Origin of the sequence: Micromonospora sp. NPDC048871 (genome assembly GCF_043198155.1) — a bacterium.
Classification (GTDB): Bacteria; Actinomycetota; Actinomycetes; order Mycobacteriales; family Micromonosporaceae; genus Micromonospora.
Window position 1 is genome coordinate 754736 of sequence record NZ_JBICUM010000001.1, and the last position, 18970, is coordinate 773705.

General features: G+C 72.9%; 16 protein-coding genes. 7 read left to right on the plus strand and 9 right to left on the minus strand.

What is annotated here, in order from left to right; genetic code table 11:
* Positions 1 to 206: 206 nt before the first annotated feature.
* The 5 genes from ACGFIK_RS03615 to ACGFIK_RS03635 are packed head-to-tail and all read left to right on the plus strand — an operon-like array spanning position 207 to position 5344.
* Positions 207 to 1052: a hypothetical protein gene (locus ACGFIK_RS03615; RefSeq protein ID WP_327022605.1), complete on the plus strand. Its 846-nt coding sequence runs from the start codon at positions 207 to 209 to the stop codon at positions 1050 to 1052.
* Positions 1049 to 1702: a DUF4129 domain-containing protein gene (locus ACGFIK_RS03620; RefSeq protein WP_327022606.1), complete on the plus strand. Its 654-nt coding sequence runs from the start codon at positions 1049 to 1051 to the stop codon at positions 1700 to 1702. Before ACGFIK_RS03615 ends, ACGFIK_RS03620 begins: the two co-directional genes overlap by 4 nt.
* Positions 1699 to 3054: a DUF4350 domain-containing protein gene (locus ACGFIK_RS03625; RefSeq protein ID WP_327022607.1), complete on the plus strand. Its 1356-nt coding sequence runs from the start codon at positions 1699 to 1701 to the stop codon at positions 3052 to 3054. The genes ACGFIK_RS03620 and ACGFIK_RS03625 overlap by 4 nt, the downstream gene beginning before the upstream one ends.
* On the plus strand, positions 3051 to 4037 hold the full coding sequence (locus tag ACGFIK_RS03630) for a MoxR family ATPase (RefSeq protein ID WP_327022608.1): 987 nt from the start codon (positions 3051 to 3053) through the stop codon (positions 4035 to 4037). Before ACGFIK_RS03625 ends, ACGFIK_RS03630 begins: the two co-directional genes overlap by 4 nt.
* Positions 4034 to 5344, plus strand: a complete 1311-nt coding sequence (locus ACGFIK_RS03635) for a DUF58 domain-containing protein (RefSeq protein ID WP_327022609.1) — start codon at positions 4034 to 4036, stop codon at positions 5342 to 5344. Before ACGFIK_RS03630 ends, ACGFIK_RS03635 begins: the two co-directional genes overlap by 4 nt.
* 19 nt (positions 5345 to 5363) lie before the next feature.
* Here ACGFIK_RS03635 and ACGFIK_RS03640 read toward each other — a convergent pair whose 3' ends face one another.
* Complete coding sequence (locus ACGFIK_RS03640) at positions 5364 to 6314, minus strand: stage II sporulation protein M (protein WP_327022610.1); 951 nt, start codon at positions 6312 to 6314, stop codon at positions 5364 to 5366.
* Between the two features lie 44 nt (positions 6315 to 6358).
* Between ACGFIK_RS03640 and ACGFIK_RS03645 the strand changes: the two genes are divergently transcribed.
* Both ACGFIK_RS03645 and ACGFIK_RS03650 read left to right on the plus strand, forming a co-directional pair.
* A complete protein-coding gene (locus tag ACGFIK_RS03645) occupies positions 6359 to 7357 on the plus strand; it encodes an RDD family protein (protein ID WP_327022611.1) in 999 nt (332 codons plus the stop codon).
* Between the two features lie 49 nt (positions 7358 to 7406).
* Complete coding sequence (locus ACGFIK_RS03650; protein WP_327022612.1) at positions 7407 to 7562, plus strand: hypothetical protein; 156 nt, start codon at positions 7407 to 7409, stop codon at positions 7560 to 7562.
* A gap of 70 nt (positions 7563 to 7632) precedes the next feature.
* Here the strand turns inward: ACGFIK_RS03650 and ahcY are convergent, their stop codons facing one another.
* The 8 genes from ahcY to ACGFIK_RS03690 form a co-directional block, all read right to left on the minus strand.
* Positions 7633 to 9150 (minus strand): adenosylhomocysteinase, encoded by a 1518-nt coding sequence (gene ahcY, locus ACGFIK_RS03655; RefSeq protein WP_327022613.1) that lies wholly within the window; start codon positions 9148 to 9150, stop codon positions 7633 to 7635.
* 287 nt (positions 9151 to 9437) lie between these two features.
* Positions 9438 to 10601 carry a mannose-6-phosphate isomerase, class I gene (gene manA, locus ACGFIK_RS03660; RefSeq protein ID WP_327022614.1) on the minus strand — a complete coding sequence of 388 codons (1164 nt, stop codon included), beginning with the start codon at positions 10599 to 10601 and terminating at the stop codon, positions 9438 to 9440.
* Positions 10602 to 10604: 3 nt separating this feature from the next.
* A complete protein-coding gene (locus ACGFIK_RS03665; RefSeq protein ID WP_327022615.1) occupies positions 10605 to 11558 on the minus strand; it encodes a cation diffusion facilitator family transporter in 954 nt (317 codons plus the stop codon).
* 16 nt (positions 11559 to 11574) lie between these two features.
* On the minus strand, positions 11575 to 12771 hold the full coding sequence (locus tag ACGFIK_RS03670) for an SIS domain-containing protein (RefSeq protein ID WP_327022616.1): 1197 nt from the start codon (positions 12769 to 12771) through the stop codon (positions 11575 to 11577).
* Positions 12768 to 12950 carry a Trm112 family protein gene (locus ACGFIK_RS03675; protein ID WP_089001904.1) on the minus strand — a complete coding sequence of 61 codons (183 nt, stop codon included), beginning with the start codon at positions 12948 to 12950 and terminating at the stop codon, positions 12768 to 12770. Before ACGFIK_RS03675 ends, ACGFIK_RS03670 begins: the two co-directional genes overlap by 4 nt.
* A gap of 62 nt (positions 12951 to 13012) precedes the next feature.
* On the minus strand, positions 13013 to 14392 hold the full coding sequence (locus tag ACGFIK_RS03680) for a phosphomannomutase/phosphoglucomutase (RefSeq protein WP_327022617.1): 1380 nt from the start codon (positions 14390 to 14392) through the stop codon (positions 13013 to 13015).
* A 69-nt stretch (positions 14393 to 14461) separates the two neighbouring features.
* Entirely contained in the window at positions 14462 to 15586 is a 1125-nt protein-coding gene (locus ACGFIK_RS03685; protein WP_327022618.1) for a hypothetical protein, read from the minus strand.
* A gap of 199 nt (positions 15587 to 15785) precedes the next feature.
* Positions 15786 to 18968, minus strand: coding sequence for a toxin glutamine deamidase domain-containing protein (locus ACGFIK_RS03690; RefSeq protein ID WP_327022619.1), 3183 nt, complete (start codon positions 18966 to 18968; stop codon positions 15786 to 15788).
* Positions 18969 to 18970: the final 2 nt, after the last annotated feature.

Genomic DNA, 18970 nt, shown 5'->3' on the forward strand with positions numbered 1-18970 from the left:
TGTTTCCATCCCGTCCAACTCAGGGGGTTCGGGCGTCATCCCGGCACGCTACTGCCCACACCCACGCCGTGCCCCGCATCAGCCGGTACATCAGTCGCACGAGCCGCCCCACCGGCCGGGGCTCCACGCGTCCGGCCCGCGCGTGTCAACATGATCCCTGGCTGCGTCCCCGCGCGCCACCGCCCCCGCCTTCGACAGGAGTGCGCGTGCCCTACGCCGGCTCGATCGCCGTACTCCCCAGACGACCGCTCACCGTCGGTGAACTGCTCGACTCCGCAGTGCTGCTGCTCCGCGGCCACGCCGGGGCCCTGCTTCCCATGGCCGCCGCGCTCGCCCTCCTCGAACAACTTCTGCTGCTGCCCCTGCGCAGCGCCGTCGGTGTGCACCCGCCGCTGTGGTGGGCACCTTTCCTCGGCAGTCCGGGCCCCATGCTGTTCCTGCTGGCGGTCGGCGCGGCGACCGAGGCGATGATCATCATGCTGCTCGGCAACCCGGCCGCCCGGGCAGCCGGTGCCGCCCTGGTCGGCCGCCCGATCGGGGCCCGGGACCTGCTGCGGCCCGGCAACGCCCGGTGGGGTGCCACCCTGCTGCTCTGCCCGGTCGTCGGCGTCACGATGCTGGTCGCCTCCCTGCTCGGCCCGACCTGGTTCGCCGCCTTCGCGCTACTCGGGGCGATGGCCCCGGCACTGGCCCTGGACGGGATCAAGGCGGGGCGGGCGCCGGGCCGATCCGCCACCCTGGCGCTGCGGGTCGAGGGGCGCGCCGCCGGCCTGCGGCTGCTCGGCTACCTCGTCTGGTGGATCCTGCGGGTCGGCCTGGCCTGGGGTCTGTTCACCGGACTGACCACACTGGACCTGATCGTGGCGGAGTGGGCCGTACCCGTGGCCGTACTGCTGTGGGCCTTGGTCAACACGGTCGCCTACGCCGCGCTGGCCTGCCTGGACGCGGTCCTGCACCTGGAGACCCGGATCCGCACCGAAGGGCTGGACATCCACCTCTCCCGGGCACCGGTCGAGGCGTCGCCGGCCACCCTGCTGGCGGTGCGGGGATGAGCTTCTCTCGCTGGTGGACCGAGACCACCGCCGCCCTCGGTGATCACATTCCGCTCCCGCTGGTCGCGTTGCTGCTGGTGCTGGTGACGGCGCTGATCTGCGTCGGCTGGTACACCTACCCCGCCTGGGTGCCCCGCCGACTCCCCCGACCACGCTGGCGGCTCCCCCGCCTCCGTCGGCGACTCAGGCGACGGCCGCGGCGCCCGGCCCCGGTCGACACGGACGACGCCCTCGACCTGCCGTTGCCGCAGCCCACCGGAACACCGGGGCAGCATCTGACCCTGGCCGACCGGTTGGCCGCGGAGGGACGCTACGACGAGGCCATCCGGGAACGGCTGCGCGGCATGGTCCGCGCCCTGTCCGACCGCGAGGTGGTGCGGGTTCGCCCCGGCATGACGGTCACCGAGATCGTCGCGGCGGCCACCGCCCGCCGGCCATCGCTGGACCCGCCGCTGAGCGCCGCCGCCACCATCTTCACCAGAGTCTGGTACGCCCAACGCCCCGCCACGGCCGAGCAGGACCACCGGTTGCGGGAGCACGCCGTGACCCTGCGCCGCCTGCTGACCGATCCATCGGCCGACCGCCCTGCGGCGGCATCGGCCACGGCCGGCGGCGGCCCGGTCGAGGGCCAGGGAGAGTCCGCCCGATGAACACCCCGAAGGTCCGGTGGCGGCGTCACCGCATCCTGATCCCGGTGCTGCTGAGCACGCTGATCATCACCATCACCCTGGTCACCCGCGCGGTCGACCAGCCGGACCCGGACGAGGCGGGCTTCCTGTCCCCCCTGGCGACCGGGGAGGACGGGGGCAGCCGGTTGGCCGCCAGCCTGGCCGGGCGGGGCGTGGAGGTGCGGCGGGAGACCGACACCCTGACGGCGTTGCGGGCCACCCGATCCGGTCCGGCCACCCTGTTCATCCCGGCCCCGCAACTGCTGCACCCACAGACCCTCGACTATCTGAACCTGCTGCCGGAACGCACCCGGCTGGTGCTGGTCGACCCACCCCGGCGGGTGCTGGACGCCGCCGGGATGCCGCTGCGCCCGGCGGGCCGGCGGTGGGCGGCACGGGCCGTCGACCCCCACCTCCCCGACCCCTGCGCGCTGCCCGAGGTCACCGGCGCTACGGCCGCGGTGGCCCGGCAGCGGTACGCCCCCACCGGGGCACCCGGCTCAGTGGACCTCTGCTACTCGGCCGGGCTGGCTCGGCTGCCCGGCTCCGCCGAGAGCGTCGTGGTGGGGGCCAGCGACCCCTTCCGCAACAGCCGCATCGACGAGTGGGACAACGAACTCTTCGCCACCGCTCTGCTGGCCACCACCGGGCGGGTGGTCTGGCTGGACCTGGACGGGCCGGCCCCCGCACCCCCCACCCCCAGTACCGTGCAGGCCTCACCACCGCCGGAACCGGAGGAGAGCCTCTACGGCGAACCCGATGACGATCAGGAGGACCTGGGTGCCGGAGGCAGCACCCAGAGCCCCGCCGGTGAGGCGTCCCCGGGCAACGCCTCCGGCTCGGGGGGACCGGGCCGGGAACAATCCCCCAACCCCCTCTGGTCCGCCTTCCCACCCTGGTTCTGGGCCCTGCTGGCACAGCTGGTGCTGGCCGCCCTGCTGGTCGCCGCGGCCCGGGCCCGCCGCTTCGGTCCGCCCACCCCGGAACCCCTGCCGGTGGCCGTCACGGGGGCGGAGACGGTGTACGGGCGGGGCCGGCTCTATCAACGGGCCAAGGCCCAGCAGAGCAGCGCCGAGGTGCTCCGGGCCGCCGCCAAGGCCCGGCTGGGACGCCGACTGCACCTGCCGGCCGACTCCCCCGAGGCCGCCGCCGTGGTGGCGGCCGAGACCGGGCAGTCCCCGGACACCGTTCGTGAGCTGCTGGATGGCGACACCCCGGAGACCGACCGCGAACTGCTGACCCTGGCCGACGAACTGGACCGGGTGGCCCGCGGCCCACACCCGCCCACCGTTCGGCCCCCGCTGCCCCGATCCTCCGAAGGAGACCCCCGGTGACCCGACCCGCCACCCTCAGCGACCCCCTGGCCGCCGACCCCAGCCGGGCCGCCCTGCACCGACTGCGTACCGAGGTGGCCAAGGCGGTCGTCGGGCAGGAGGCCGTGGTCACCGGGCTGATCGTCGCCCTGCTCTGCCGCGGCCACGTACTGCTGGAAGGGGTGCCGGGGGTGGCCAAGACCCTCCTGGTCCGGACCCTCGGCGCGGCGCTGGATCTGTCTACCCGCCGGGTCCAGTTCACCCCCGACCTGATGCCGGGCGACGTCACCGGCTCCACCATCTTCGACGCGCGTACCGCGGCCTTCACCTTCCGGCAAGGGCCGGTCTTCACCAACCTGCTGCTGGCCGACGAGATCAACCGGACTCCCCCGAAGACCCAGTCGGCCCTGCTGGAGGTGATGGAGGAACGGCAGGTCACCATCGAGGGGGAGCAGCATGCGCTGCCCGACCCCTTCATCGTCGCGGCCACCCAGAACCCGGTGGAGTACGAGGGCACCTACCCGCTGCCCGAGGCCCAGCTGGACCGGTTCCTGCTGAAGCTCACCGTGCCGCTGCCCGCCCGGGAGGAGGAGATGGGGGTGCTGCGCGCCCACCACGCCGGCTTCGACCCCCGGGACCTGGCCGCCGCCGGGGTACGCCCGGTGGCCGACGCCACCGACCTGGCGGTGGCCCGGGCGGCGGTCGGCCGGGTCCATGTGGCCGAGCCGCTGTTCGGTTACATCGTCGATGTGTGTCGGGCCACCCGCACCACCCCCGCCCTGGAACTGGGGGCCTCCCCACGCGGCGCGACAGCCCTGCTCGGCACCGCCAAGGCGTGGGCCTGGCTGGCCGGGCGCGACCATGTGGTGCCCGACGACGTGAAGGTGATGGCCCGACCCACCCTGCGACACCGCCTGCGGCTACGCCCGGAGGCGGAACTGGAGGGTGTCGGGGTGGACGCCGTACTGGACACGGTGCTGGCCACCGTGCCGACACCACGATGACCTGGCGGGCGGCGGCGCTGCTCGCGGCCGGTGCGCTCACCCTGCCCGCCTGGCCCGCGCCCTTCATCGGGGTGGCGGTGATGACCGGTCTGGTCCTGCTGCTGTGCGCCCTGGACCTCAGGCTGGCCGCACCCCTGAAGGGGCTCACGGTAGAACGGGACGGCGACCGGAGTGTCCGGCTCGGTGAGACCGCCACGGTCACCCTGCACCTGCACAACCGCTCCGGCCGGACCCTGCACGCCCAGGTCCGCGATGCCTGGGTGCCCTCGGCCGGAGCCCTACCGGAGGTGCCCCCGGAGCAGATGGTGCAGGTGCCCCCGGGGGACACTGCGGCCCTGCCCAGCCGGCTGACCCCTACCCGTCGCGGGGACCGGGCGGCGGTGGCCCTGACGGTCCGGTCCCTGGGACCCCTGGGACTGGCCTTCCGGCAGCGCACCGGCCTACCCCCGACGCCACCCTGGACTCTGCGGGTACTGCCCCGCTTCGAGTCCCGCCGACACCTGCCCGAGAAGCTGTCCCGGCTGCGGGTGCTCGACGGGACCCAGGTCGGCCAGGGCCGTGGGGCGGGCACCGAGTTCGACACCCTGCACGAGTACGTGCCCGGTGACGATGTGCGGTCCATCGACTGGCGGGCCAGCGCCCGACGAGCCGAGGTGTTGGTGCGCACCTGGCGGCCGGAACGGGACCGGCGACTGGTGTGCGTGCTGGACACCGGCCGTACCGCCGCCGTACGCCTGGGGGACGAACCCCGCCTGGACACCTCGATCGACGCCGCCCTGCTGCTGACGGCCCTGGCGGCGCGGGCCGGGGACCGGGTGGACGTGCTGGCCGCCGATGCCGTGCTGCGGGCCTCGGTCGTCGGGGCCGAGCGGCCGGCCCAGTGGCCCCGGCTGGCCCATGCCCTGGCCCCCTTGCAACCGGCCCTGGTGGAGACCGACTTCCAGCTGATCGCCGGGGAACTGCTGCGCCGCCACCGGCCGCGCAGCCTGGTGGTGTTGCTGACCGCCCTGGAGCCCGGTGCCCTCGGCGCGGGGCTGCTGCCGGTGCTGCCCCGGCTGGCCGCCCGGCACCGGGTGCTGGTGGCGACCTCCCAGGACCCGGTGCTGGCCCAGCTCACCGAGACCCCGCCCCGCCACCCCCGCGACGCCTACGCCGCCGCAGCGGCCTGGCGTACCCTCGCCGAACGTGACCGCCTGACGGCTGCGCTGGCCCGCTACGGGGTGACTGTCGTCGATGTCGCCGCCCCCAGGCTGGCTCCCGCCCTGGCCGACGCCTACCTGACCCTCAAGGCCACCGGCCGACTCTGAGCGTCTGAGCGGCAGCGGGTCAGGTGTCGGGCTCGGCTCTGGCCCGGGAGCCCAGCAGGACCACATAGGCCAGGAAGGCCAGCCACACGGCGGCGCCGAGACCGACTCGTACGGCCACCGGCAGGGCCGCGGGGGTGAGGAAGGCCTCGATCACCGCGGAGACCGCGAACAACCCGACCAGACCCAGGGCCACCAGGATGGCGTCACGTCCGGCTCGGGCCACCGCCTGCCCCCGGGTCAACTGCTCCGGCGGGGCGATCCAGGCCCAGCCGACCCGCAGCCCCACCCCGGCGGCCACGAACACGCCGGTCAGCTCAAGCAGGCCGTGCGGGGTGATCAGGCCGAAGAAGACGTCCGCCCGATCGTAGGAGACCATCACCCCACCGACCACCCCGATGTTCACCACGTTCTGCCACAACAGGTAGGCCACCGGCACGATGAGCACCCCGGCGGCCAGGCACTGCGCCGCCAGCCAGGCGTTGTGGGTCCAGAGGTGGAAGGCGAAGGTCGGGGCGGAGAACTCCGTGTAGTAGCCGGCGAACCCGGACTCCACGAGATGAGCGGCCTCCTCCTCACCGATGAAGGCCGCCGCCGTCTCCGGGTTGTCCGCGACGAAACCGATGAGGGTGAAGGTGAGCAGGGTGAAGACCGTGGCCACCGCGCACCACCAGGGGGCCGCCCGCCACACCGCCCCGGGGAAGCCTGCCAGCAGGAACTCCCCCACCGCCGTCCAGGAGGGCCGGGGTCGACCGGTCAGCCGGGCGCGGGCCCGGAGCACCACCTGGGAGAGCTCGCCCAGCAGGGCCGGGTCGGGAGAGCGGCTGCGCAGCACCGACAGGTGGGTACTGGCCCGCTGGTAGAGCGCCACCAACTCGTCGACCTCGGTGGGGTCCAGCCGCCGCCGGCCGCAGAGCTGGCTCAGTCGGCGCCACTCTCCGCCATGCTCCGCGACGTACGCGTCGAGATCCACCGCCAGCCACCCCCGTCCGCGCGATCATAGTGTTCACTGTCCGGGTGAGCGCAGCAGCAGGGGGCACCGCCTCGGCCTGGGGTGACGCCGGTCTGGTCAGCGGTGAGGCAGTCGGGTTGGACGTACGGGCCGCCCGGATCGGCTCCCGGGTGCTCGCGCTGCTGATCGACGTACTGCTCCAGTTGGTGTTCGCCCTGGTGCTCGCCGTGATCGCCGTGTTCACCCTGCCGTACGGCATGGTGGACACGGCCCTGGAACGGGCCCTGTTCACCCTCGGGGTCGTGCTGCTGCTGGTCGGCTACCCGGTGGGCTTCGAACGGCTCAACGACGGGCGCACCCCGGGCAAGGCGGCGGTCGGGCTGCGGGTGGTGAGCCTGGACGGCGCCCCGGTGGGGCTACGGCAGTCGCTGACCCGGGCCCTGGTCGGGGTGGCCGTCGAGTGGCCGGGCCTGGTGCTGCCGCTGCTGTCCTGGGTGGCCGGTACCACGGTGATGCTCACCGACCCCCGGGGGCGGCGGCTGGGTGACCTGGTGGCCGGCACCCTGGTCGTGCACACCCGGACCGCGGCCAGGTGGCGCCCGGTGCCGTCACCCGTGCCGGTGCTGGTCGGCTGGGCGAGCACCCTGGATCTGAGCCGGCTGGAGCCGGATCTGGCCCTGGCCGTCCGGCAGTATCTGACCCGAGGTCACCAGTTCGCCGAGCCGGCCCGCAGCGACCTGGCCCGGCAGTTGTGGCGGGAGGTCTCCGCGCGGATCACCCCGGCACCACCACCGGGGCTGCCGGAGCCGGTCTATCTGGCCGCCGTCCTGTACGAGCGGCACCGGCGGGCCCGCCACCGGCTGGCCGCTGAACGGGGCCTGACCGCCGCGCTGTGGCCGCAGCTCGGCTCGCCGACGGCCGACCCGCTCCCCGTGCCGATCCCTCCGGCCACTCGGGCCCCGACGCCGGTCGAGTCCGCCCCGGGCATGTCACCCCCACCGGTCGGGGTACGCCCCGCAGCACCGGGCCGCCAGGTTGGGGCCGACCGCGATGCCGGACACTGAACGGGCGAAACGACGCCGCCGGTGTCGAGGGCAGACCGGGGAGGCAGTGGTGAGGGGTTTCGGGCCGTGGCTGGCGGTACTGGCGGTGGTGCTGCTGCTCAGCGCGCTGCGGCTGCGCACCCTGGCGGCCCTGGTCTCCGTGGGCTGGCTGATCTACTGCGTGTGGACCTGGGTCCGCCCCAGCCGTCGCGGTCGCCCCCACTGACCCCCGCCTTCCTGGCCCGGACATGGCGAACCGGGCCGAACCCAGGGGGTCGACCCGGTTCGACAGGCGATCAGTAGCGGTAGTGATCCGGCTTGAAGGGGCCCTCGACGGCGACGCCGAGGTAGGCGGCCTGCTCCTTGGTCAGAGTCGAGAGCTTGGCACCCAGGGCGGCCAGGTGCAGCCGGGCGACCTTCTCGTCCAGGTGCTTCGGCAGCACGTAGACCCCGATCGGGTACTCCTCGGTCTTGGTGAACAGCTCGATCTGGGCGATGGTCTGGTTGGCGAACGAGTTCGACATCACGAAGCTCGGGTGCCCGGTGGCGTTGCCCAGGTTCAGCAGACGCCCCTCGGAGAGCACGATGATCGCGTGGCCGTCGTCGAACTTCCAGAGGTCGACCTGCGGCTTGATGTTCTCCCGGGTGACGTCCGAGCGCTTGGCCAGACCGGCCATGTCGATCTCGTTGTCGAAGTGACCGATGTTGCCGACGATGGCCTGGTGCTTCATCCGGGCCATGTGCTCGTTGGTGATCACGTCGAAGCAGCCGGTAGCGGTGATGAAGATGTCCGCGATCTCGACCACGTCTTCGAGGGTGGCTACCTGGTATCCGTCCATCGCGGCCTGGAGGGCGCAGATCGGGTCGACCTCGGTCACCACGACCCGGGCGCCCTGGCCACGCAGCGACTCGGCGCAGCCCTTGCCCACGTCGCCGTAGCCGAGCACGACCGCCATCTTGCCGCCGATCAGCACGTCGGTGGCCCGGTTGATGCCGTCGATGAGCGAGTGCCGGCAGCCGTACTTGTTGTCGAACTTGCTCTTGGTGACCGAGTCGTTGACGTTGATCGCCGGGAAGAGCAGGGTGCCGGCCCGGTGCATCTCGTAGAGCCGGTGCACACCGGTGGTGGTCTCCTCGGTGACGCCCTTGATGCCGGCGGCGATCCGGGTCCACCGCTGGTTGTCCTCGGCCAGCGAGCGGTGCAGCACGCCGAGGATGACCGCGAACTCCTCCGAGTCGGCGGACTCCACCGGGGGTACGGCACCGGTCTTCTCGAACTCGGCACCCTTGTGCACCAGCAGGGTTGCGTCACCGCCGTCGTCGAGGATCATGTTCGGACCCACGACGGAACCGTCGGCCGAGGGCTCCGGCCAGGTCAGCACCTGCTCGGTGCACCACCAGTACTCCTCCAGGCTCTCGCCCTTCCAGGCGTACACCGGCACTCCGGAGGGGGCCTCGGGGGTGCCCTCCGGACCGACGACGACCGCGGCGGCGGCGTGGTCCTGGGTGGAGAAGATGTTGCAGGAGGCCCAGCGGACCTCGGCGCCGAGCGCGACCAGGGTCTCGATCAGGACGGCGGTCTGAATCGTCATGTGCAGCGACCCGGTGATCCGCGCCCCCGCCAGAGGCTGCGCCTCGGCGAACTCGCGACGGATCGCCATCAGGCCGGGCATCTCGTGCTCCGCGAGGCGGATCTCCTTGCGCCCGAACTCGGCGAGCGACAGATCCGCCACCCGGTAGTCGCCTTCGGCGAGGGTGCGCGGCCGTACCTCGGACGACGTTCCGATGGCGGACGCCGGGAGGGTGCTGGTCATAAATGCTCCTGTCGGACGATTGCAGCGCGGTCTCTCACTTTACGCGCGACTGCCCGCCGACGGCTGCCGTGATGACGAACAGCGCACGGGGCGGCCAGTGACGAACGTTTCACCGTCCGCCCCCAGCCGCCCCGCACATCCCCCCGGTTTGGTTCCCCCGCGCGTTCTCGGACCTTCGTCGCGATAACGCTGCGCACTCATAGAGTCACACTACGCAGAAGCCGAGTCAAGCTATTTCGGAAAAGTCGGACTCGTGTCGGCCGGACTCTCCGCCTTGAGCTGCCAGGTCAGCAGGGGCCGGGCGAGGCTACGTACACCTCACCCACACCACTGAGGGTGAGGACCCGACCGGCCGCCGCGCCCACCGCGGCCCCACCGGCGTCAAGGGTCACCGTATCGACGAGGTCGGCGGCGGTGACCTGCCCGGAGGTGCACAACACCACCCAGGGCCCCGGCACCGCCAGAGTGACCTCCGGCCGCCGGTCGTTCACCCGCACCCGGTGCAACGCGAAGTCCGGCACCTGCACCGGCCAGGTCACCACCCCCTCCCCGACCGGTCGGGGGGCCACCACGGGCTGGTCCAGCACCTCGAAACGAAGCACCCGGAGCAGTTCGGCCACGTCCACCGGCTTGGGGGTCAGCCCGCCCCGCAACACGTTGTCGCTGGCCGCCATCACCTCCACCCCGGTACCGCGCAGGTAGGCGTGCAGATTTCCGGCCGGCATCCAGATGGCCTCCCCCGGGGCCAACCGCACCCGGTTGAGCAGCAGGGCCACCACCACCCCCGGATCGGCCGGGTAGGCCTCGGCCAACAGCTCGACCAGATCCGCGTCCGGCCCGGCCACCGCCGCCGCCCGCACCGCCGCCACCAGCCCGGCACGCTGCGCCGACGGCCAGGTCAGCAGCAGGCGCACGGCCTCGGCCAGCCCGGCCACACCGGCGTCCAGCGCGTCCAGCACCGGCTTCAGCTCCGGTACCCCCAGGCCGGCCAGCACCTCGGCCGAGATCGCCGGATCCCGGAAGCCGCACAGCGCCTCCATCGGCCCGAGCGCCACCAGCAGCTCCGGCTTGTGGAAGGGGTCCACATAGTTGCGGTGCCCGTCGGCCCGGGCACCGTCCGCGGCGTAGCCCGCCCGGGCCTGCTCCGCGTCCGGATGGGCCTGCAGGCTCAGCGGAGCCGCCGCGGCCAGCACCTTCAGCAGGAAGGGCAACCGGGCGCCGAACCGGTCGAGGACCCCCTCACCCAGCCAGCCGGCGGGGTCGGCGGCGAGCACCTCGGTCAGGGCCACCCGCTCACCGGCACGTTCCACAGCGGCCGGTGCACCCGGGTGCGCCCCCAGCCACAGTTCGGCCTCCGGGCCCTCGCTGGGCACCGGACGCCCCTGCAACTCGGCGAGCGCGCAGCGGGACCCCCACGCGTAGGCCTTGATCGGCCCGTACAGCAGTTCCACCGGTCAGCTCCCCGATCGACCGGAAGCCTCCGCCGGCCCGGTCTTCACCCGGTAGATGTCCGGTTCCAGATAGATCACCCGGGCGACCGGCACGGCCGCCCGGATCCGTGCCTCCACCGCGTCGATGTCCCGCGCCAGATCCTCGGCGGTCTCCCAACGCGGCACCGCGATCTTCGCGGCCACCATCAGTTCCTCCGGGCCGAGGTAGAGGGTCTTCATGTGGATGATCCGCTCCACCTCCGGCCCGCCGACTATCGCCCGCTCGATGGCCGAGATCTCCGCCGGTTCGGCGCCCTCCCCGAGCAGCAGACTCTTGGTCTCCAGGGCCAGCACGACCGCGATCGTGACCAGCAGCAGACCGATCATCGCGGTGCCGGCCGCGTCCCACCGACCGTCGCCGGTGGCCAGGGTCATCCCCACCCCCAGCAGGGCGAAGATCAGACCGACCAGGGCACCGAAGTCCTCCAACAGCACCACCGGCAACTCGGGAGCCTTGGACCGGCGGATGAACCTGGTCCAGGACTCCCGGCCCCGGACCAGGTTGGACTCCCGGATCGCGGTACGGAAGGAGAAGGACTCCAACACGATCGCCACCAGCAGCACGGCCACCGGCACCCACTGCCAGCTGGTGATCCCGTGTGGATCGGACCACTTGTGCCAGGCCTCGTACAGCGCGAAGACCCCGCCCAGGCTGAACAGCACGATCGCGACGATGAAGGCGTAGACGTAACGCTCCCGGCCGTAGCCGAAGGGGTGTTGCGGGGTGGGGGCACGCCGGGCCCGCTTGCCACCGAGCAGCAGCAGGGCCTGGTTTCCGGTGTCGGCCACCGAGTGGATCGACTCCGCCAGCATCGACGACGACATCGTCAGCAGGTACGCCACGAACTTCGTCACCGCGATGCCGAGGTTGGCCAGCAAGGCCGCGACGATCGCCTTGGTGCCGCCCTCGGCGCTCATGCCCCCGCTCCGCCGGTCACTGGTTGGCCAGCTCCTTCATCTCCGTGATCGCCGGCACCGCCATCGGATCCAGCCGGTGTGCCAACGCCAGATAGATCGAGGCGAAGTCCGGTACCGCCACCAGGGAGGCCAGCCGCTCCAACGCCGAACCACCCTCGGCGGTCACCACATCGCACCGTACGCCCCGCCGCTCGGCCAGGGTCTGCACCGCGTCGGCGCGTCGCTCCTCGACCGCCAGGGGCTCGTCGGCGTCGTCCTCGGGGTTCAGGCCGCCGTCGCGCAGCAGCACCAGCCGCAACCGGGTGCCCTCGCCGGTGGACTCCTCCGGATCGGCGAAGATGTCCCGCTCCCCCTCGGCCAGACCGCCGAACACACCGTCGAGCAGACCGACCCGACCCCGACCGGCCTCACCGAGGGCCCCGGTGACCACCGGATAGCGGGCGTTGGCGGAGAGGGTGTCGCCGAACCGGCGAGCCGCCACCGAGGCCAGCGGCGAGGAGCCCCACACGATCGGGATCGACCCGGCCAGGCCGAGGGCCAGAGACTTCGCCGGGTTGACGAAGGACTCCGCGGTGGGCCGGCAGCGGTCGGCGTCGGCGTCCAGCCGGGCCGCCGTCTCGGCCAGATCCGCCTCGTTGACCTTCACCAGGCCCAGGGCCCGGGCCGCCAGCAGCACCGGCACGGTCAGGGCCCAGAGGCTGGCCCGGGCCGGGGCCCGGCGAGGCACCGGGATGAACGGGGCACGGGCCCGCTCGGCCGTCGACTGCAACTGGGAGTCGGCCGGGCCCACGGCCACCAGCCGGGCCCCCCGCCGATGCGCCGCCTCGGCGGCACCGAGGGCTTCCGGACTGCGGCCGGAGGCGCTGACCGCGATCACCACGTCGGCGGCACCCACCCAGCCCGGCACCCCCGCGCTGCGGTGCGCGATGACCGGCACCGGACAGCGCGGCCCGGCGACCGTGGCCAACACGTCACCGGTACGCCCGGCGGTACCGATGCCGGCGATCACCACCGCCCGGGGACGACCGTCATCGGCCAGCACGGACAGATTGGCCTCGGCGGCCAGCGCGGCGGACTCGCGTACCTGGGCGCCGGCCGAGGCGGTGTGCCGCAACATGCCGCCCGGATCCCGTTCGGCCAGGGCCTTGGGGTCGTCGAGCAGTTGTTCGTCGGCGTGGCGGTGGCCGCTGACCCCGGCCGTCCCGTCGATCATGACTGCTCCGCGGGGCCGCGCGCCTCGTCCAGCAGCAGCACCGGTACGTCGTCACGAACCTCGAAGATCCGGCCGCACTCCGTGCAGGTCAAGGTCTGCGCCTGCGCGTCATAGTCCAGCGGGGCATGGTGGGTGTCCGGGCAGGCGAGGATTTCCAGCAACTGCGGGTCGAGGGCCACGGCGCGGCTCCTTCCACGTATGCGGTTTCACCGATCGGCGGCACCGAACGGCGCGAGCGATCTTAACGGCGCACCCGGTCGAGTACGTCGTCGCGCAGCGAGGTCATCCGCTGCACCGTGGGGGCCTCGACATTGAGCCGCAGCAACGGCTCCGTGTTCGAGGCACGCAGGTTGAACCACGCCCCGTCCGGGAAGCGCAGGGTGAGTCCGTCCAGCTCGTCGGCCTCGGCCTCCGGGTAGGCGGCCCGCACCTCGGCGACCTTGGCCGCCTGGTCCGCCACGGTCGAGTTGATCTCGCCGGAGGCCACGTACCGCTCGTACTCGGCGGCCAACTCGGACAGCGGCTGCGGCTGCTCCCCGAGAGCGGCCAGGGTGTGCATCGCGGCCAACATGCCGGTGTCGGCGAACCAGAAGTCCCGGAAGTAGTAGTGGGCGGAGTGCTCACCCCCGAAGACCGCGTTGGTACGGGCCATCTCCGCCTTGATGAAGGAGTGCCCCACCCGGGCCACCATCGGGGTGCCACCATGCTCCCGGATGATCTCCGGCACCGCCTGCGAGGTGATCAGGTTGTGGATGACCGTCGAGCCGGGGTGCTTGGCCAACTCCCGGGCCGCCACCAGGGCGGTGATCGCCGACGGCGAGACCGGCTCGCCCCGCTCGTCGATGACGAAGCAACGGTCCGCGTCCCCGTCGAAGGCCAGGCCGATGTCCGCACCGTGGGCCACCACCGCGCGTTGCAGATCGACCAGGTTGGCCGGGTCCAGGGGATTGGCCTCGTGGTTGGGGAAGGTGCCGTCCAACTCGAAGTACATCGGCACGATCCGCAACGGCAGAGCCGCCAGGGCGGCGTCACCGAGCACGCTGGGCACGGTGTGCCCGGCCATGCCGTTGCCCGCGTCCACCACCACGGTCAGCGGCCGGATGGCGGACAGGTCCACCAAGGTACGCAGATGCGCCGCGTAGTCGGCCAGCAGATCCCGCCGGTGCACCGGCGCGGTCGGCTCACCGACCGGCTCGCCCTTGTCCAGCAGGGCCTGGGCCCGCTCCCGGATCTCGGCCAGCCCGCTGTCCTGACCGACCGGACGGGCACCCGCGTGGCACATCTTGATGCCGTTGTACTGCGCCGGGTTGTGGCTGGCGGTGAACATCGCCCCGGGCAGGTCCAGCGCACCGGAGGCGTAGTAGATCATGTCGGTCGAGGCGAGCCCGATCTCGATGACCGGGTGCCCCTCGGCGCGTACCCCGGTGGCGAAGGCCTCCGCCAGGCCGGGGCCGGAGGCACGCATGTCATGCCCGATCAGCACGGCCTTGCCCGCCGCGCCGGTGGCGTCGAGCATCTGCGCGAAGGCCGAGCCCAAGGCGGCGGCTACCGCCTCGTCCCACTGTTGCGGCACCGTCCCACGGACGTCGTACGCCTTGACGATCTGGGACAGATCAGACACCGGTTCCACTCCTCGACTTCAGTTCCTCGACAAACCTGAGCGTATCGGAGGGAAGGTCCCCGCCCCGGCTCAGCCGGACAGCCCACCGCCCTGCCCCGGCTCCTCACCCGTCGCCGCAGGCGGCAGGGGGTCCTGGCGTGGCGACGGCACCCCGGGGCCGGGCTGAGCGGACGACCGGGGATCGGCGGCCCGCCCCTCGGGAGCCCCGGTCGGCATGGCCCGGGTCTGATCGGCGGAACCGGCTCCGTACAGGCCCCCGGTGCCACGGGCGGCCGGCGGGGCCCCGTACACCCGGGGGGCCGGGGGCCTACCGGTGCCGTACACCTGACCGGGTGGCGCGGCCGGGGGCACCACCCGCGGGCCGGCGGACCTCGGGGCGGGAGAACGGCTGGAACGGTAGGTCGTGCCGCCCGGATTACCCGGCGGACGCTCGACCTGCTCGCCACGCTCTCGCCGATCCTTGCGCGAGCGGTACACCAGCAGACCGATGATCAGGCCCCCGGCGGCGACCATCGCAACCCCGGCATACATCACAGGCGGGACACCACCGGACTGCCCGGCCGTCTGGCCCAGGTCACCGGCGGGCTCCGCCGCCAGAGCCACCGTCGAGGTGGCCACCGGCGGAGTCTCCACACCGACCTCGTCCGGAGTGGGGCTGGGCGACGGCGACCGGGACGGCGACGGCGACGGGGCTGCCCGGCCGCCGGTCACCCGCGACTCCGCCACCGCCCGACCCAGCACGACCCCCCGGGCCGTGACCGCCTCACCGGTAACGATCAGCCGCCCGCTGGGAGCATCGGCACCGAAGGCGACCCGGTACCGGATCGCCGCACCCTTGCGTTTGCAGAGTTCGTCCTTGGCCGGGGCGACCGGCGCGGTGGTCACCAGCCCTTCGGCGCCGGAGACCGGCACGGTCACCCACCGGCGGTCCACCTGGGCCTGGACGGCGACCTGCTCAGGTCGCACCCCGGGCAGACTCAGCCCCAGCGCACCCCGTACCCGGACACAGCCCTCGGTACGTTTGCGTACCTCCAGCCGGACCTCCTGAGCCGTTCGGCCAGCGGCGAAGCTGCCGGCCGAGCGCACCCGCACCCGGTCCTCGTCGGCGTACGCCGGTGCGCCACCCAGGGTCACCAGCCCGCCGAGGACCAGGCAGACCGTCGCGAGCCGCAGCACGCGGCGAGGTACCGACATGAGCTTCCCACCGTTCCTCCCCCGGTCGGGGAATCGCCGGTCAGGCTACTACCGGTGCCCTCCCTCGGCTCGTCATCGAGCAGCCCGCATGTGCGACCCGCCACTGACCAGGTCGACGCGGCACCCCTGGCCTGCGCCGATCGCCGGCCTGGGTCACTCACCTTCTCGGACCCTCACCGGCCCACCCGGTCCGGGTGCGTCAGCTGCTCTCCCCCAGCAGGTGCACCCGGTTGAGGTACGGCTCCCCGTACCCCTGGAACTCCTCGGCGGGCGGGTAGGCGGGCAGATCCGGTCGCTGGCTGTAGATGCCCCGACGCAACCCCGCCAACGGCATCGGCCGGGCCCCGCCGTCGAGCACCAGCACGTCCGCGTCGATGGCGTTGAACGGGTACGCGGCCCCGTGATGCCGGTACAGCGGCTGGTCGCTGACCAGCCCGACCTGCGGATCCAGGTAGAGCACGGTGCCGTTCTGGTTAACGGCCACCCAGATGTGCGAACCGCCCTGCTCCAGATGGTTGACCACGAAGGCGAAACTGCCGTGGCCCCCCAGCACCAGTTGGTCACGCAGATTGCGGTATCCGGCGTCCAGCGCCCGTTGCAGTTCGGCCGGAGTGGTCGCGGTGCCGTCACAGAGCCGCTGGAAGCGACCCCCGGTGACATCCTCGACCCGCCCGGTGCCGTCCTGCTCACCGTGCAGCGGCCGAGTCACGTCACCGGCCTGGTACGCGTCGAAGGTACGGGGCGCGGAGACCCGGGGGCGGCCGTGCACCCAGGTGTCGTAGAGGGACAGGGTGCAGTCCAGGCAGTTGATGCCCCGGGTCGGATCCGCGCGCGGCCCGCCGTCGTTCATCAACCCGAACCAGTCCCCGACCCGGGGATCGGGAGTCCGCACCACCTTGCCGGCCTCGTCCCGGGGCACCCGCTGCTCCACATCCAACTGGTGCAGGGCCAGTGGCGGGCGGAGCCCGCCCGGCTGGCCGTACCGGCGGGATCGGTCGATCGGCGGCGGGTGGTCGTCGCCGGTCAGGGCGGAACGGTCGCCGGTGCCGATCGCACCCGGGGCCAACTCACCGACGTCGTCGTTGATCCGGTGGAAGTCCTCCGGCCGCTCGACGTCCACCACGTCGGGCACGACCGCACCCGAGGCCACCGCATCCGCCAGATCCAGACACCGCCCGTACGCCCGGGCCTCCGCATTAGCAGCCCGCTGCCAGCCCGCTGAGGCGTCACGGTGGCCTGCGTGGTGCAACTGGCGTGCATACGCGGCGAAGTCACTGGCCCGCTGGTGGTGCTCGTCTGCCTGAACTCGCAGTCGAGAAATCTCACGGGACCGGCGGGCTTCCTCGTGTTGCGCCCGCTGCGCCTCAAAGTAGCCCTGGTAGCGGCGTCGTTCGAGGGCCTCCCGCTCGGCAGCGAACCGGTCAGGTCCCCGATCGTCGGGCCCCGGCGGCCGGGTCGGCGGGGTGGCGCGCTCCGCAGGGTTGGTCGCCCGAGAGGCCGGGGCGAGCGCGTCGACCAGGGTGGAGCGGGGCGGTCCGGGTGGCGGCTCCGCTCGCCCGGGTACGCCGATGGTGGGGCCTGTCTCCGGCCTGGCCACCGCCGGGGTACCCGGCACCGGGCCCACAGCCGGTCCGGTAGCTGTCGACACGCTCGCCGCAGGCGGACTGCCGGTAGTCCCCGACTGACTCACCGGGCCGGTCGAGACCGGGCTACCGCCCGTTCCCGACCCTTCCAGACCGGTGAGGACGGCTGGAGGAGGCATCGACACGACCGACTGCGGACCGACCGTCGACAAGGCCGGACCCGGTTCGACCGCTGGCCCACCGGACCCGGCGACTGGCCGGACATCGGCCGCAGCCGGGCCCGCTTCCTCGGCCGAACGGTGCCGCTCCCCCACAGATGCCTCGCGGCTCGGCGGGACAGAATGGGCCGTTTCGGTCAGCCGATTCGTTGCGGCATCCAGGTCGACAGGATTCGGCGGCTCGCCACCCGCGACCAGCCGGTCCGGGCTGCCCGCGACCAGCCGGTCCACGCTGCCCTGCCGCGAGTCGACGGCCTCGACCCGGCCCGAGCCACCCTCCCCAGCCGACGAAAGCGAGCCAGGGGTCCCGGCCGACAAGAGCGACCCAGAGGTGCCAGCCGACGAGAGCGAGCCCAGGTCGCCAGCCGACGAGGGCGAGGCAGGCGTGCCAGCCAGGGTGGTCGAGTCCGTCGGCCCGGTGAAGAACGGTTCGGTCGGGGGCCGCTGGGCCGGGATCATGCCCTCCGTCACCGGCGACGGAGGCATCGAGGCACCGCCGCCCTGCGGCACCCCCGGGGTAGTCGGTCCGGGCATCGCCGGCGGCAGCAGGGGCGAGCCGGACAGCGCTGCCAACTGCCCGTCCAGGCGGGCCTGCAAGGCGTGGTCAGCCTGGCCGGTGACCGAGCCACGGGCCCCCGAGACGGCCGCCCGGGCGGCGTCCTCCAGCGAGGTCAGCCCTTGCCCGGTGGCGAGGCTGGCGGCCTGGTCGGCGATCACCTCGCCGGTCATCTCCCGCCCCAGGTGTTCGACCATCCGCGCGCCCCGCCCGGTGGCGTGTCGGCCCAGACCGGCCAGCGGAGCCGCCGCACCACCGGCCAGGCCGCCGAGGGCGTCGGCACCCAGGTCGGAGACGTTCAGTTCGTGCCGACGGCCGGTGCTCTGCTGGTACGCCTGGGTGGCCAGGTTGATCCCGGCCTCCTGCGCCGCCTCCGTCGCCCCCTCCTTGGCCAGGTGGCGGGTCAGGCTGCGGGCACCGCTCGTGGTCACCTGCTTCGCCGCCCGCTCGCCGACCTCCTTGAGGCCCGGCTTGAGGGACTTACGCGCCAGTTGGGCCAGTAGGCGCCGGAAGATCTGCTGGACCAGGAACCGGGTCGCGGCGATCACCCCGGCGGCGGCCGGGGAGGCCGCCCCGGCGGTGAGCACCGCCGCCACGGCCAAGACCAGCAACTCGACCACCAGGATGCCCAGCTCGATCCAGACTTCGAGCTTGGCTGCCTCGATGTCGCACCCGCACTCCTCCACCACTCGCCCGAGGTCGTGACTGACCGCGAGCAGCACCGGCAACGGGGCCTGCTCGCCGTCGGCCACCCGCCGCCAGGCGTCGCCGAAGGCCGCCGCGACCGCGCCGACCCCGCCGTAACCCTGATGCACCTCGCCGGCCGCCGTGCTCGCGTCCGTCTGTGGCCCGGCGAGGGAGGCAGCCACGGCGTACCACTTGTCGGCCAGATCCCAGACGGCGCGCTCGTCGCCCTCCGGCCATTCCATGCCGACCACCCAGTCGAGGGCCTCGTAGATCCAACCGGGCAGGTCCCACGGGGAGTAACTCAACGGGTGCGGGATGGGGCTGGGTAACACCGTCATCG